At 67.2% G+C, this 14,701-nt stretch carries 9 protein-coding genes; 3 read left to right on the top strand and 6 right to left on the bottom strand.

Going from position 1 to position 14,701, the window contains the following annotated elements:
• Nucleotides 1-59 precede the first annotated feature (59 nt).
• On the top strand, nt 60-935 hold the full coding sequence (locus ACOGXE_RS03665; protein ID WP_419932594.1) for an MBL fold metallo-hydrolase: 876 nt from the start codon (nt 60-62) through the stop codon (nt 933-935).
• Nucleotides 936-965: 30 nt separating this feature from the next.
• On the opposite strand, the gene ACOGXE_RS03660 is transcribed toward ACOGXE_RS03665, so the two are convergent.
• Nucleotides 966-2,078 carry an acyl-CoA dehydrogenase family protein gene (locus ACOGXE_RS03660; protein ID WP_419932593.1) on the bottom strand — a complete coding sequence of 371 codons (1,113 nt, stop codon included), beginning with the start codon at nt 2,076-2,078 and terminating at the stop codon, nt 966-968.
• 149 nt (nt 2,079-2,227) lie between these two features.
• Between ACOGXE_RS03660 and ACOGXE_RS03655 the strand changes: the two genes are divergently transcribed.
• Nucleotides 2,228-6,400: an ABC transporter substrate-binding protein gene (locus tag ACOGXE_RS03655; protein WP_419932592.1), complete on the top strand. Its 4,173-nt coding sequence runs from the start codon at nt 2,228-2,230 to the stop codon at nt 6,398-6,400.
• Between the two features lie 59 nt (nt 6,401-6,459).
• On the opposite strand, the gene ACOGXE_RS03650 is transcribed toward ACOGXE_RS03655, so the two are convergent.
• Nucleotides 6,460-7,263, bottom strand: a complete 804-nt coding sequence (locus ACOGXE_RS03650; protein WP_419932591.1) for a tyrosine-protein phosphatase — start codon at nt 7,261-7,263, stop codon at nt 6,460-6,462.
• 41 nt (nt 7,264-7,304) lie between these two features.
• Between ACOGXE_RS03650 and ACOGXE_RS03645 the strand changes: the two genes are divergently transcribed.
• Nucleotides 7,305-8,288 (top strand): NAD(P)H-quinone oxidoreductase, encoded by a 984-nt coding sequence (locus ACOGXE_RS03645; RefSeq protein ID WP_419932590.1) that lies wholly within the window; start codon nt 7,305-7,307, stop codon nt 8,286-8,288.
• A 77-nt stretch (nt 8,289-8,365) separates the two neighbouring features.
• On the opposite strand, the gene ACOGXE_RS03640 is transcribed toward ACOGXE_RS03645, so the two are convergent.
• The 4 genes from ACOGXE_RS03640 to ACOGXE_RS03625 form a co-directional block, all read right to left on the bottom strand.
• Nucleotides 8,366-9,637 carry a citrate synthase gene (locus tag ACOGXE_RS03640; RefSeq protein WP_419932589.1) on the bottom strand — a complete coding sequence of 424 codons (1,272 nt, stop codon included), beginning with the start codon at nt 9,635-9,637 and terminating at the stop codon, nt 8,366-8,368.
• Between the two features lie 82 nt (nt 9,638-9,719).
• A complete protein-coding gene (locus ACOGXE_RS03635; RefSeq protein WP_419932588.1) occupies nt 9,720-11,057 on the bottom strand; it encodes an acyl-CoA carboxylase subunit beta in 1,338 nt (445 codons plus the stop codon).
• 10 nt (nt 11,058-11,067) lie between these two features.
• Nucleotides 11,068-11,985 (bottom strand): LysR family transcriptional regulator, encoded by a 918-nt coding sequence (locus ACOGXE_RS03630; protein WP_419932587.1) that lies wholly within the window; start codon nt 11,983-11,985, stop codon nt 11,068-11,070.
• A gap of 334 nt (nt 11,986-12,319) precedes the next feature.
• Nucleotides 12,320-14,599, bottom strand: coding sequence for an aconitate hydratase (locus tag ACOGXE_RS03625; protein WP_419932586.1), 2,280 nt, complete (start codon nt 14,597-14,599; stop codon nt 12,320-12,322).
• Nucleotides 14,600-14,701 lie beyond the last annotated feature (102 nt).

The following is a 14,701-nucleotide window of genomic DNA, read 5'->3' as shown; positions in this document are numbered from 1 at the left end:
CCGCCGCACCAGCGGGGACCAGCGCTGCGCTCCCGCCGCCGCAACGAGGAGTTCCAACGATGCCGACCGTCGAGAAGTCCGCGCCGATCACCTGGACGGTGGGTGATGTCCGCATCACCCGCATCTCCGAGCTGGAGGTGCATTGGCCCTTCGCAGTCCTGCTGCCGGGGGCGGAAGACCTCATTGACGACTATGACTGGCTGCGGCCCGACTTCGTCACCGACGACGGGCGCATGCGCCTGTCGATGCACTCTCTGGTGGTCGAATCGGCGGGCATGCGCATCGTCGTCGATACCTGCGTGGGCAACGACAAGTCTCGCCCGGGTGCGCCGCCGTTCGAGCAGCTCTCCACGCCCTTCCTCGAAGACCTCACTGCTGCCGGATTCGCCCCTGAAACCATCGACGCCGTGGCCTGCACCCACCTGCACGTGGATCACGTCGGCTGGAACACGCGCCTCGTCGGCGGCGAGTGGGTGCCCACGTTCGGCAACGCCCGCTACCTGTTCGTGAAGAACGAGTTCGATTACTGGCGCGCCGAGCCGCAGGACTATGGCCCCGTGTTCGAAGACTCGGTCGAGCCGGTCATGGACGCCGGCCTCGGCGACCTCGTGGCCCCCGACCACCGCATCAATGAGGAGGTCTGGTTCGAATCGACTCCTGGCCATACGCCTGGACATGTCAGCGTCATCATCGAATCGGCGGGCGAGCGCGCCGTCATTACCGGCGACATGACCCACCACCCCCTCCAGTTCGCGCATCCCGACCTGGCATCCTCCGCCGACTACAGCCGCGACGGCAGCTCCACCGCAACCCGCCTCGACGCCTACCCGCGATGGGCCGACGGCCGTCTCATCATCGGCACTCACTTCGCTGGCCGCACCGCAGGCCGCATCAAGACCGGCGACCAGCCGAACAGCTGGATTTTCGCTCCCTAGCCCCAGCGCGCGCCCGGCGAGCCTCGGGCGCTAGCCGCGGGGCTCGCGGGGCAGCCGCAGGATTCGCTCGCCGATGATGTTGCGCAGTATCTGCGTGGTCCCGCCCATGATCGTGTAGGCGGGCGCATACACCACGTTGCGCGACACCCGGTTCGCCAGCATGGTCTCGGCGCCCGCCACGTCGCCCACGAAGCGAGAGACCTCCTGCTCGAACTCGGTGCACCACGTCTTGGTCACCGCCGAGTACTGCGGGAACGGCGTCTGGCGCAGCACGTTGCGCAGCACCATGTCGCGGCCGATGCGGTAGCCGGTCTCGATACGGGCCATCCGCTGCCGGACGAGCGGGTCGGAGGTGTCGGCCCGGTCCTTCATGTCCAGGTACAGCCGCTGGTTCGATGCCAGGCGGTCGATGCCGCCCCGCTCGTGCTCGAGCTGGCGCATCGTCTGGGAGAAGCTGTTGTTGAGCTCGCCCACGAGGTGGGAGACGGGCACTTCCACGTCGTCGAAGTACACCTCGTTGAAGTGAGCGTCGCCCGAGGCATCTTGGATCGGCCGCACCTCGATGCCGGGCGTGTCCATCGACACGATCAGCTCGCTCATGCCCTTGTGCGGCGGAGCGGCAGGGTCGGTGCGGCAGATCAGGTAGCACCAGTTCGCCGTGGCGGCGCCGCTCGTCCAGATCTTCTGTCCGTTCACGATGAAGCGATCGCCGTCCCGCACCGCCGTCGTGCCGATGGCCGCGACGTCGGAGCCCGCATCCGGCTCGGACATCCCGATGCACCAGCGCGACCGCCCCGCACGCATCTCCGGCAGGAACCTCGCCTGCTGTTCCGGGCTGCCGTAGGTCAGCAACACCGGGCCGATCTGGCGGTCGGGGAAGAACGAGCTGGCCATCGGCGCACCGCCGAGCAGCAGCTGCTCGGTGACCACGAACCGCTCGACCTCGGGCCGCCCGTCGCCGCCGGCTTCGATCGGCCAGCACATGCCGATCCAGCCGCGCTCGCCCAGCCGCAGCGTGAACTCCTCCGAGTAGCCCACTAGCCAGCAGTCGTCGATGGTGAACAGATCGGCAGTGGCCTCGCGCACCCATGTGGCCGCCTCGTCGGCCAGGTCGGTCAGCTCTTGGGGCCAGCGGTAGTCCATCGCCGAGACCTTATTTGGAAACACGTTTGCGGCCCCGGTCTACGCCGGATCCAAGTGCCGCGTCCGGCGCGAGGCCCGCCTGTACTGTCCACGAACGCGGCACCGCTCCCGCTGTTTCGAGCCCGGTGCCCCCGAACGAGGACATACCGATGACCCGAGCCCGTCGCGGCATGGCGGCCAAGGCCGCAGCCATCTCACTCGTCGCTGTGCTGACGTTGCAGCTGGCAATTCCAGCCGCGGCCAGCGAGCACGGCGACGTACGGTCGGACCGCGAGGCGCTTGAGGAGCTCTTTGCGGCAACCGGCGGGGATGGCTGGAGCCGCAACGACCTCTGGGGCTCCGGGGCGCCGCTCGGACAGTGGCACGGAGTGACCACCGACAGCGACGGACGGGTGGTGCGGCTCGAGCTGGCGTCCAACGGGCTGTCGGGCGAGCTTCCGGAGACGATCGGCCAGCTCACGCGCCTGCAACGCCTTGACTTGGGCGACAACGGCATCCACGGCGAGATTCCCCGGGCCATCGGTGATCTCACGAGCCTCCGGGTGCTCGATCTGCAGAACAACCGGCTGTATCGCCAGATTCCCGCCGAAATCGGCGATCTCAGCAACCTGTGGCTGCTCGACGTCAAGCACAACGCCTTGTGGGGAAGAAACCCCGCCGAGCTGTGGCAACTCGAGAATCTGCGTGTCCTTGACGTGCGAGGAAATCGCATGTCAGGCCCGCTGCCTCCCGAGCTGGGAAACATGACCCAGCTATCGCGCCTGGTGCTCAGCGACAACCTGTTCTGGGGCGAGATTCCTGCCGAGATCGGCCGACTCGGCAGTCTGGAGTGGCTCGATATCAGCAACAACAGCTTCTCCGGCGCCATTCCTGCCGACATCGGCGACGCCGCCAGCCTGACGTGGTTCGATGCGTCCAACAACTCCCTCTCGGGCCAGATGCCCGCCGAGATGGGCGAGCTGTCGCGGCTCACCACACTCAACCTGCTCGGCAACGAGCTCTCCGGGCCGATCCCCGCAGAGCTGGGCGACCTTGACGAGCTGGAGTATCTCGTCATCAGCGAGAACCGGCTGTCCGGGGAGATTCCCGCCGACGTGGGCCGGCTCGCCGAACTCAGGGATCTGCGGCTCGAGCACAACCAACTCGCCGGCGCCATCCCCCCGAAGTTGGGCGATCTGGACGAACTGCGCTACCTGCGGCTGGAGGGCAACCAGTTGGCGGGTCAGATCCCGCCCGAAATCGGTCAGCTCGCGCGGCTCAAGGAACTCCGGCTGGAGCGCAACCAGCTCACCGGTGCCATCCCGAGCCAGATCGGCGAGCTCGGCAAGCTCCAGATCCTGAACCTGGGCGACAACCAGCTTTCGGGTGCCATTCCCGCTGCGCTCGCGGACGCAGAACGCCTCGCCGAACTGCGCCTCGACCGCAACCTGCTGACCGGCCGCATCCCGAGCGCCATGGGAGCACTGACGAAGCTGAAGTACCTCGACCTCAGCGACAACGTGCTCTACGGGGAGATCCCCTACGCACTGTGGGATCTGACCGAGCTGCGCGAGCTGCGGCTGAATGACAACGAGCTGTCCGGCCCGCTGAAGACGGCGGTCGCGAATCTCACCAAGCTGACCGAGATCGATCTCTCCAACAACCGCCTGTCCGGCGAGATCCCCGTCACCATCACCCGCCTTGCGACACTTCGCAGCCTGCAAATGGCGAACAACCTGCTGACCGGATCCATTCCAGCCAGCATCGGCAAGCTCGGCCGGCTCGAGAGCCTCGATCTCAGCCGCAACTCGCTGACGGGGACGCTGCCCGCAGGCTTGGCCCGGCTGAGCAACCTCCGACACCTCGTCCTGCACGACAACCAGTTGTCCGGGGAGATCCCCGCGGCGCTGGCGGAACTGGACTCGCTGGCAAACCTGGACCTGTCCAGGAATGGGTTGACTGGCCACATCCCGCCCGAGCTCGGCGGCATGGGCAGTCTCGAACGCATCTCGCTCAGCTTCAACGACCTCGACGGCCCCATCCCCACTGAATTCGGCGACTTGGCGAACCTGCGGATCCTCTTCCTGCGATACAACCGGCTGAGCGGCGAGATCCCGACCGAGCTCGGCAAGCTCAGCTCGCTCACACGGCTCAACCTGTGGCACAACGAGCTCACTGGCCCCATCCCCGCCGAGCTCGGCAACTTGGTCAAGCTCGCACGGCTCGACCTCGACGACAATCAGTTGACGGGCGAGATTCCGGCCGAGATCGGCAATCTCGTCGAGCTGACCGAGATGTGGCTCCGCGGCAACGAGCTCACCGGCTCCATTCCCGCCGAGCTCGGCAACCTCACCAAGCTGCGGCGCCTCTATCTCGACGGCAACCAGCTCACCGGCCCGATCCCGACTGAGTTCAGCGGGCTTGCCAGCCTCAGGCGGCTCTGGCTACAAGGCAACCGGCTCACCGGCGACATCCCGACCGGGCTCGGCACGCTCGCCGACCTCGAACAAGTCATGCTCGGCGGCACCAACACGCTCAGCGGTTGCATCCCTGCCGAGTGGCGCTACGCCGAGTTCCTGGCCGACGATCTGGGCAGCCTCGGGCTGGACTTCTGCCTCGATGCCGCGACGGCGATGACTCGTGCGATCGTGGATGATCTGCGCCGAAATGCTGATGAGTTTTCCTACGAGCTCGGCACCCGCGGAGGCGCACTCACGCTGGCCACGATCTCCGAGCCGTTGACCCTCAACCTGGCGCTGTCAAACGACGCTGGCTCGTCCAACGTGCTGGGCTACCTGTTCGAAGGCCTCACCGAGACATCGTGGTTGGACGACGAGGTCGAGCCGCTGCTGGCCGAGTCGTGGGAACGCTCTGACGACGGCCAGCGCTGGGTGTTCCACCTGCGGCAGGACGTGATGTGGCATGACGGGACGCCGTTCACCGCGCACGACGTGGACTTCACGTTCAACCGGATCACCTACAACGACGACTTCAACGCGTCCAGCCGTGCGACCTTCGAGTTCCGCCACCTCAACGATGACGGGGCGTGGGAAACATCGCAGATGAAGGTGAAAGCGCTCGACGACCACACGGTCGAGTTCGTGCTGCCCCAGCCGTTCGCACCGTTCCTGCGTTCGATGGGCACGGCCATCTACCCCAAGCACATCTTGGAAGGACCCATAGAGGCCGGCACGTTCACCGAGTTCTGGGACATCGACACCGACCCGTCCGAGATCATCGGCACCGGACCGTTCACCATCGGCGAGTACACCCCCGGCGAGCGGATCGTCTTCGAGCGCAACGCGGACTACTGGCAGACCGACGCCGACGGCCAGCAGCTCCCGTACCTGGACAAGGTGGTCCACATCGTGGTGCCGGACCTGGCCTCCGAGCTGGCGCTGTTCCGCGACGGCACCGCCGACTTCCACGGTGTTCTGGGCGAGGAGTACGCGCTGCTCGAGCCGCTGGCTGAGGCGGAGAACTTCACCCTGCACCGCCGTGGCCCCGGCTTCGGCACCACGTTCCTGACCTTCAACCAGAATCCGGGCACGAACGACGCAGGCGAGCCGTTCGTGGACCCAACCAAGCTGTACTGGTTCACCAATGTGAAGTTCCGTCAAGCGGTGGCCCACACGCTCGACAAGGCGACCATGATCGACAGCATCCAGCATGGGCTGGGCTACCAGCAGTGGTCATCGGTGAGCCCGGCGGCCGGTGACTTCCACCATCCCGACGTGCGTCGCTACCCGCACGACATCGACAAGGCGAACGATCTCCTCGACGACCTGGGGTGGATCGACACCGACGGAGACGGCATCCGCGAGGACGACCTGGGCAACCCGATCTCGTTCACGCTGGTGACCAACGACGGCAATGCCGTGCGCCAGGCAGTCACCGAAATCATCCGCGACGGAATGGCCGAGGTGGGTCTCGACGTCACCTACAAGGCGATCGAGTTCAGAGACTTGGTGAGACAACTCACCACCACCTATGGCTGGGAGGCGATGGTCATCGGCTTCACCGGCGGTCCCGATCCCTACAGCGGCATCGGCCTGTGGCACAGCTCCCAGGCGCTGCACCTGTGGCATCCGTTCCAGGACGAGCCCGCCACCGGCTGGGAAGCCGAGATCGACCGGCTCTATATCGAGGCCAGCCGCGAGCTCGATCACGACCAGCGCGTCCAGCTCTACCGCGAGGCGCAGGCCATCGCAGCGACCCACGTGCCGTTGATCTTCACGACGCTCAGCGAGCGGCTGGGCGCCGTGCGCAACGTGTTCGGCAACACCACGCCGACGCTGTACGGCTACTGGGACATCCGCTACCTGTACCGCACTGACCTGTAGCCGACGCTGTAGGCGGGGCCGAAACCGGCGCTTCCGGCGGACGCTCGCCGCCATCACGTTCAGATCAGCAGATTCGCTCGCAGCATCTCCAAGGACGCAGGGTCGAGGCCATGCGCGAGCAGGTAACCCTCGACACCCGTCGCCGCGCTGCCGTTGGACAGTCGCCCGTAGCGGTCATCGAGCTCCGCCAGCACCGTTGCCATCACGCCGCGCGGCGCGCTGAGGATGGCCCGCACGTCGTCGATGTCGATGCCGATCTTGGCGAACTCCGGCGTCAGCTCGATGATGCGCTGGTGCGAGCGCAGTTCGTTCGAGAGGCAGTAGTCATCCAGCACCGCCTCACGGTCGACGCCGAGTGCCTCCAGCAGGAGCGCTGAAGCGATCCCGCTGCGGTCCTTGCCGGCGGTGCAGTGGAACAGCATCGGCAGGTGATCGACATCGGCGGCGATGGACACGAGCTGAGCGAACCGCTCGCCGTAGGTGCCGATCATCTGCAGGTACAGCCCGGCCATGTCGTCTTCGCTGACCGACCGCAGCCGTCCCTCGAAGATCTGTTCCACCATGCTGATGTCGCCGTCCACGGTGTCGCCCACCGGCAGCGAGATGTGCGCACTCACGCCGGGCCACAGCCGCGAACGATCCCGTTCGATCTCGGGCCCGGCACGAAAGTCGATCACCGTGCGGATGCCCCGGCTGCCGAGTTCTTCGAGATCGTCGATGGTCAGCGTGCTCAGGCGATCAGAACGGAACAGCGCGCCCATCCGCACATGGCGGCCTCCCTCGGCCGGGTAGCCGCCGAGGTCACGGCAGTTCCTCGCGCCCTCCAAGGTGACGACCGCATCTTGACGAGCATCCCGACGCACGGGCTCGCAGGGTAATCACTTCCGAAGTACCGTCGCCGCTCATGCGTGCAGTGGTGATACCCGAATACGGCGGCGTCGATGTCCTGCGGGTGCAGGACGTGCCGGATCCTGTGCCCGGGCCAGATGAAGTGCAGGTCAACGTGGCCTGTTCGGCGATGAACCGCGCCGACCTGCTCCAGCGGATGGGCCTGTACCCGGCACCCGGCCCCAAGCCTGAGTTCGAGATCCCGGGACTCGAGTTCGCAGGCACCATCGCCGCGCTGGGCGAGCGCGTCATGGGCTGGTCGGTGGGTGACGAGGTCATGGGCATCGTGTCGGGTGGGGCGAAAGCCGAGCAGGTCGTGACCCACGAGCGGATGCTGCAGCGCATCCCGTCGGGGGTGGATCTGCGCGAGGCCGCAGCCATTCCCGAGGTGTTCATGACGGCCCACGATGCGCTGGTGACCCAGGGCGGGCTGACCTCGGGCGGCACTGCGCTGGTGCACGCCGGCGCATCGGGCGTCGGCACCGCCGCCATCCAGATCGCCAATGCCATCGGCGCCCGCATCGCGGTCACCTGCTCGACGTCCAAGGTCGCAGCCTGCACCGATCTCGGCGCCGACCTCGTCATCGACTACACGCAGACTGACTTTGCCGACGAGGTCGCGGCATGGACGGCCCGCCAAGGCGTGGACGTGGTGCTGGATGTGATCGGCGGCGATTACCTGGCCCGCAACATCGCCTCGGTGCGCGTCCAGGGACGCATCATCCAAGTCGGCGTCATGGGCGAGCCGAAAGCAACCTTCGCGCTCGGCGCCCTGCTGCCCAAGCGGGCGGCGCTCATCGGCACCGTGCTGCGATCACGACCCATCGAGCAGAAGATCGACGCCAACCAGCGATTCTGTGCCGAGCTGCTGCCGCGTTTCGACGACGGGTCGCTGCGGCCGATCATCGACTCGCGCTTCGCGCTCGACGACATCGCCGAAGCACACAACTACATGGCCGCCAACGCGAACGTCGGCAAGATCCTGCTGGACGTGAGCTGACTGCCGGAGCTGGCGCAGGTCATGACGCTGATTTCGCGCACCGTTTGATGCCGGTTTGGCGCACGCAGGCGTGACGGCTAGCGGTTCTCGATCGGGGTGTAGTCGCGCTGGCCGGGCCCGGTGTACTTCTGGCGGGGCCGGTAGATCTTCTGCTCGGGGTCGCCGAGCATCTCCACCCAGTGCGCCAGCCAGCCCGGCGTCCGCCCGATGGCAAAGAGAACAGTGAACATGTCCAGCGGGAAGCCCATCGCCTCGTAGATGAGCCCCGAGTAGAAGTCCACGTTCGGGTACAGGCGCCGGTCCTTGAAGTACGAATCGCTGAGCGCCACCTCTTCGAGCTTCATGGCGATGTCGAGCAGCGGGTTCAGGCCGGTCACCTTGAACACCGCGTCCGCGGTCTCCTTGATGATCTTGGCCCGCGGGTCGTAGTTCTTGTACACCCGGTGCCCGAAGCCCTGCAGCAGCACGTCACCGGACTTCGCCCGCTCGACGTAGGCAGCCACGTTGTCGAAGGTGCCGATCTCGTGCAGCATCCGGATGACCTGCTCGTTCGCACCACCGTGCAGCGGCCCGTACAGCCCGCAGGTGGCCGCGGCCACCGCCGAGTACGGGTCGGCACGGCTGGATCCGACCGTGCGCATCGTGGTGGTGGAGCAGTTCTGCTCGTGGTCGGCGTGCAGGATGAACAGCACGTCGAGCGCTCGGGTCAGCGTCGGGTCGGGCTCGTAGTCGGGGTCGGCCACGTTCCACATCATCCGCAGGAAGTTGCCGGTATAGGTCAGATGGTTGACCGGGTACTCGTACGGCAGCCCCATCCGGTTGCGGTAGGTGAACGCCGCCATCGTGGGCATCTTGGCCATCAGCCGGATGATCTGGACCAGCCGCGTGTACGGGTCGTCGATGTCCTTGGCCTCGGGGTAGAAGGTGGACAGCGCCGCGATGGTGGAGACCAGCGTGCCCATCGGGTGGGCGTCGTAGCGGAAGCCCTTGATGAAGCGCGTGATGTCCTCGTGCACATAGGTGTGGAACGTGATGTGGTGGATCCACTCTGCGGCTTCGGCCTCGGTCGGCAGCTCGCCGTGAATGAGCAGGTAGGCCACTTCGAGGAAGCTGGACTGCTCGGCGAGCTGCTCGATGGGGTAGCCGCGGTACCGCAGGATTCCCGCGTCGCCGTCGATCTCGGTGATCTTCGAATCGCAGTTGGCTGTGGAGAGATAGGCAGGGTCGTAGAACCACAGGCCACGGTCCAGCTCGCGCAGTGCGGTCGCGGAGATCGTGCCGTCGACCACGGGAACGGTCACCGACTCTCCTGTGCGGTTGTCGGTGATCGTGAAGCTGTCCTGCGCCATCAGTCCCCCTCGTTCGCGCCGCCGAATGTACCCAAAATGTCGCTTCGCCGCGAATTGGGCCCGCTGTTCGCGGGTGCGTCGGTCAGAGGGGAGCGTTGTCGTGGCGTCGCTGGCGCAGCCGCTCGCGCTTGGTCGCCAGCATGTCGAGCGTGTCGATGAGCTCACGACGCGTGTCGGCAGGATCGATGACGCTGTCGACGTATCCGCGCTCGGCCGCGACGTACGGATTCAGGTACGTGTCCTCGTACTCGGTCACATAGTCGGCAAGTTCGTCCTCGTCGGCGCCGCGGCGAAGGATCTGGGCCGCTTGGGATGCGCCCATGACGGCCAGCTCGGCGCTGGGCCACGCCAGGTACACGTCGTTGCCCATCGTCTTGGAGTCCATGACGATGTAGGCGCCGCCGTAGGACTTGCGCAGCACCACGGCGACCCGCGGCACCGTGGCGCGGGCATAGGCGAAGGCAAGCTGGGCGCCGTGGCGGATCATCCCGCGCCATTCCAGGTCCTTGCCGGGGTAGAAGCCGGGCGTGTCCACCAGCGTGACGAGCGGCAGGCCGAAGGCGTCGCAGAAGTTGACGAAGCGAGCACCCTTCTGGCTGGCGGCGATGTCGAGCGTGCCGGCGATGCTCATCGGCTGGTTCGCGAGCACGCCCACCGAGTAGCCGCCGAGCGTGGCGAAGCCCGTGACGAGGTTCGGTGCCCACCCCGCCCGCAGCTCGGTGAGGCAGCCCTCGTCGACGAGTTCGGTGATGACGTCGCGCACGTCGTAGGCACCCGTCGGCTGGGACGGCAGCATCTCGCCCGCGCCAACAGTCAGGCGATCTCGCGGATCGCCGGTCTCGATGCGCGGCGGCAGCTCGTCGCAGTGCGATGGCAGGTAGCTCAAGATCTCGGTCAGCACATCGAGCACCCCGTCGACGGACGTCACGGCGGACGCCGTTCCCGAGGCGCTGGCATGAATCGGGGCGCCGCCGAGCTCGTCCGGCCCGATGGCCACGCCGGTCATCTCGCGCACCGGAACCGGGCCGCTCACGAAGGCGTAGGCGTCGTCGGACATCACGACGACATCGGACAGCCCGATCAGCAGGGCAATGCCCGAGATGGCTTGTCCGGTCACCCCGGCCAGTACCGGAACCACTCCCGAGCACCGCACGAGCACCCGCGCCGCTTCGCCCCAGCCGTGCAGCGCAGCGACGCCGTGGTGGGCGTCGGCGCCGCTGGACGACAGCATGAGCACCACCGGCAGGCGCTTGGCGAGCGCCGTCTGCAGGCCGGCGACGATGGTCTCGCTGTCGGCGGGCGACAGCGCGCCGCGCCGGTGGGGACTGTCGGCGGAGATGAGCATGGCCGTCCGCTCGCCGAGGGTGGCGATGCCGGCCGTGACATGTCCGCTAGCACCAGCGCGCAGCTGCAGATCCACTGTGGTGAGGTTACGAGGCGGTGACACCGGGGATACGACGCGACACGCTGCGCATTACCGAGCGCAGCACGTCGCGCGCGGCTGCCGCAGGTGCCGAGAGCATCCCCCGGCGACGGATGGCCAGCGCGACCTGACGGGGGGGCAGATCTGCCACGGTCAGCACGCTCCAGTCGCCGCGATCGGTCCAGACCGGGATGGAGGTGATGGGCACGATGGCCGGGCCGTAGCCCTGGAAGGCGAGCGTGGCGGTCAGCCGGATGCCATCGAGCTGCGCCATCGTCCGCAGCGCCACTCCGTGCCGGGCCGCAGCAGAGTCGATGAGCATGCGCATGACCGACCCCGGAGGCCCGAGCAGCAGCTCGTGCTGTTCAAGCTCGGCGAAGCTCACCTCGCGATCACCGAGGGCTGCCAGCGCATGCCCGGTGGGGGCGATGACCACGAAGTCCTCGGCAAACAGCGGCGTGGCCATCAACTCCTCGTGATCCAGCGGTGCGTTCACCACCGCAAGGTCGAGTTCGCCGCCCTCGAGCAGGCGGGTGAGTGCCAGTGTCGTGGCGTCGACGACGGTGGCGTCGACATCTGGGTGGTGCCGGCGCAGTTCGTCCAAGAACGGCGGCAGCAGCCACCGTCCGGGTGTGCCGATGATGCCCAGGTGAACGTCGCCGGTCACATGCGACGTCATCGAGGCCACATCAGCCCGCATGGCCGCAATCTCGCCGTTGATCCGTTTGGTGCGGGCCAGCACAACCTCGCCCTCGGGCGTCAGTGATCCCGCGGCGCGATCCACCAGCACCGCGCCCAGCTCATCTTCCAGCTTTGCGACGTGGCTGGACACATTCGACTGCACGGTGTGCAGCGCTCGTGCCGCTGCCGAGAACCGGCCGTGTGCAGCAACCGCGGCCAGCGCGTCCAAGTATTTCAGGTCCATGCAGGCACGCTAGCGCCCGGCTGCTTGTCATCTCCAAAAGAGATTGAAACTATCTGCGCTAACTGCTGGCCCGATAGCGAAACCCACGGTAATTTGCTCGTGAGCGGTTACCCCAAACCGCTTCACATATCGCACCGCCGCACGGTGTCCCCCCACCCAGGCGGGCGAGTGCCGGATCGGAAGCCCCCGCTCCGACCGGCAACAGGTCGAAGCGTCCCCCACGCCCAGCGACCTCAGCGAAGGAGCCGGCCCACCCCCCGGGCCGGCTTCCTCGCGCTGTGCTGCCCGCTCTTGTTCGCTGGCGCTCGCGGGCCGCTCGGGCCCCGGGGCTCGCTCAGAGCGAGGCCCGGATGATGTTGAGCGCTGAGCCCGCCTTGAACCACTGCACCTGATCGGCGCTGAAGGTGTGGTTGGCCTCGAACGAGAAGGTGTCGCCCGACGGCGTGCGCACCTCGACGGTGACGGGGCGGCCGGGCGCCAGATCGGCGAGCCCCAGCACCGAGATCCGGTCGTCCTCGCCGATGCGGTCGTAGTCAGCCGGGTCGGCAAAGGTGAGCGGGAGCATGCCCTGCTTTTTCAGGTTGGTCTCGTGGATGCGGGCGAAGCTGCGGCACAGCGCGACGAGGCCGCCCCGGAAGCGTGGCTCCATGGCGGCATGCTCGCGGCTCGAGCCCTCGCCCATGTTCTGGTCGCCGATCACCACCCAGTTCACGCCGGCTTCGTGATATGCCTTCGCGATCTCCGGGTAGGGCTGCGTCTCGCCGGTCAACTGGTTCTTGCCATGCCCGACGTCGTAGCCGTCGAAGGCATTGACTGCACCGAGGTAGAGGTTCCCGGAGATGTTCTCGAGGTGACCCCGGTAGCGAAGCCAGGGGCCGGCCATCGAGATGTGGTCGGTGGTGAACTTGCCCTTGGCCTTCACCAGCACCGGGAGGTCGGCATAGTCGTCGCCGTCCCACGCCTCGAACGGCGCGAGCACCTGCAGACGGTCCGATGTCGGCGAGACTCGCACCTCGACGCCGCCTCGGTCTGTCGGCGGGGCCACGAATCCGCTCTCGCCGGGATCGAAGCCGGCCGGGGGCAGTTCGACGCCCACCGGGGTCGGCAGCGTGACCGGTTCCCCGGCATCGTTGTGCAGCACGCCGTCGACCGGATCGAAATCGAGTGTTCCCGCCAGCGCCAGCGCCATGACGGTCTCGGGTGAGGTGACGAACGCCAGCGTTGCGGCATCGCCGTCGTTGCGCTTGGGGAAATTGCGGTTGTATGACGTGACGATCACGTTGGCCTGGCCGGGGACGTAGTTCTCGTCGCCGGAACGGTCCCACTGGCCGATGCAGGGACCGCAGGCGTTGGCGAGCACCGTGGCGCCCAGCGCTTCGAAGTCGGCCAGCAGCCCGTCGCGCTCGATGGTGGCGCGGACCTGCTCCGAGCCCGGCGTGACGAGCAGCTGCGTCCGTGCCCGCAGCCCCTTGGCAGCCGCATCACGCGCGATCGAGGCGGCGCGGGTGATGTCCTCGTAGCTGGAGTTGGTGCAGCTGCCGATGAGCGCTGCGCTGATGTGCAGCGGCCAGCCCTCGGCTTGGGCCTCTGCCCCCAGGGCCGACACCTCCCGGGCGAGGTCGGGCGTATGGGGCCCGTTGATGTGCGGGCGCAGCTGCGACAGGTCGATCTCGATCACCTGGTCGTAGTGGGCGACCGGGTCGGCCATCGCGTCGTCGTCCGGGCGCAGATGCTCGGCGACCGCGTCGGCAGCGGCGGCGACGTCGGCTCGGCCCGTCGCGGTCAGGTAGCGGGCCATGGCGGCGTCGTAGCCGAACAGCGACGTGGTGGCACCGATCTCGGCACCCATGTTGCAGATCGTTCCCTTGCCGGTGGCGCTCAGCGACTCGGCGCCGGGGCCGAAGTACTCCACGATTGCCCCGGTGCCGCCCGAAACGGTCAGGATCTCGGCGACTTTCAGGATCACGTCCTTGGGCGCGCTCCAGCCCGACAGCTCGCCGGTGAGATGCACGCCGATGACTTTGGGCCAGCGCACGTTCCAGGCGAATCCGGTCATCACGTCGACGGCGTCAGCGCCGCCCACACCGACCGCCACCATGCCCAGACCGCCGGCATTGGGCGTGTGGCTGTCGGTGCCGATCATCATCCCGCCGGGAAAGGCGTACTGCTCGAGCACGACCTGGTGGATGATGCCGCTGCCCGGCTTCCAGAAGCCGGCGCCGTAGCGGGCGCACACGCTCTCGAGGAAGTCGTAGACCTCTTCGTTGTTCTCAGACGCTGCGAGCAGGTCGCGCTTGCCGTCCTCGCGAGCCTGGATGAGATGGTCGCAGTGAGTCGTGGTGGGCACCGCCACTTCGTCCAGCCCGGCAGTCATGAACTGCAGCCAGGCCATCTGCGCGGTGGCGTCCTGCATGGCGACGCGATCGGGTGCCAAGTCCACGTAGGAGGCGCCTCGCTCCAGCTCCTGCTCACGGTGGGACAGGTGCGCGATCAGGATCTTCTCCGACAGCGTGAGCGCGCGGCCCAGCCGCTCACGCCCGAACGCCACGGCATCGGCCAGCCCGGCGTACACACCTTCGATCAACTCGATCGGCGTACTCGCGTAAACGGCCATGGACAACTCCCGGATTGCTGGCGGCGCCGTCGGCAGGTGGTCGCCACTGCGCGGGCAGTGCGGCGCCGAACGGCGGGGTTCTCAATCTAGAGGCTTGACTCG

Source organism: Candidatus Poriferisodalis sp. (assembly GCF_965208555.1).
Classification (GTDB): domain Bacteria; phylum Actinomycetota; class Acidimicrobiia; order Acidimicrobiales; family Poriferisodalaceae; genus Poriferisodalis.
This window is presented reverse-complemented; position numbering and strand designations above follow the sequence as displayed.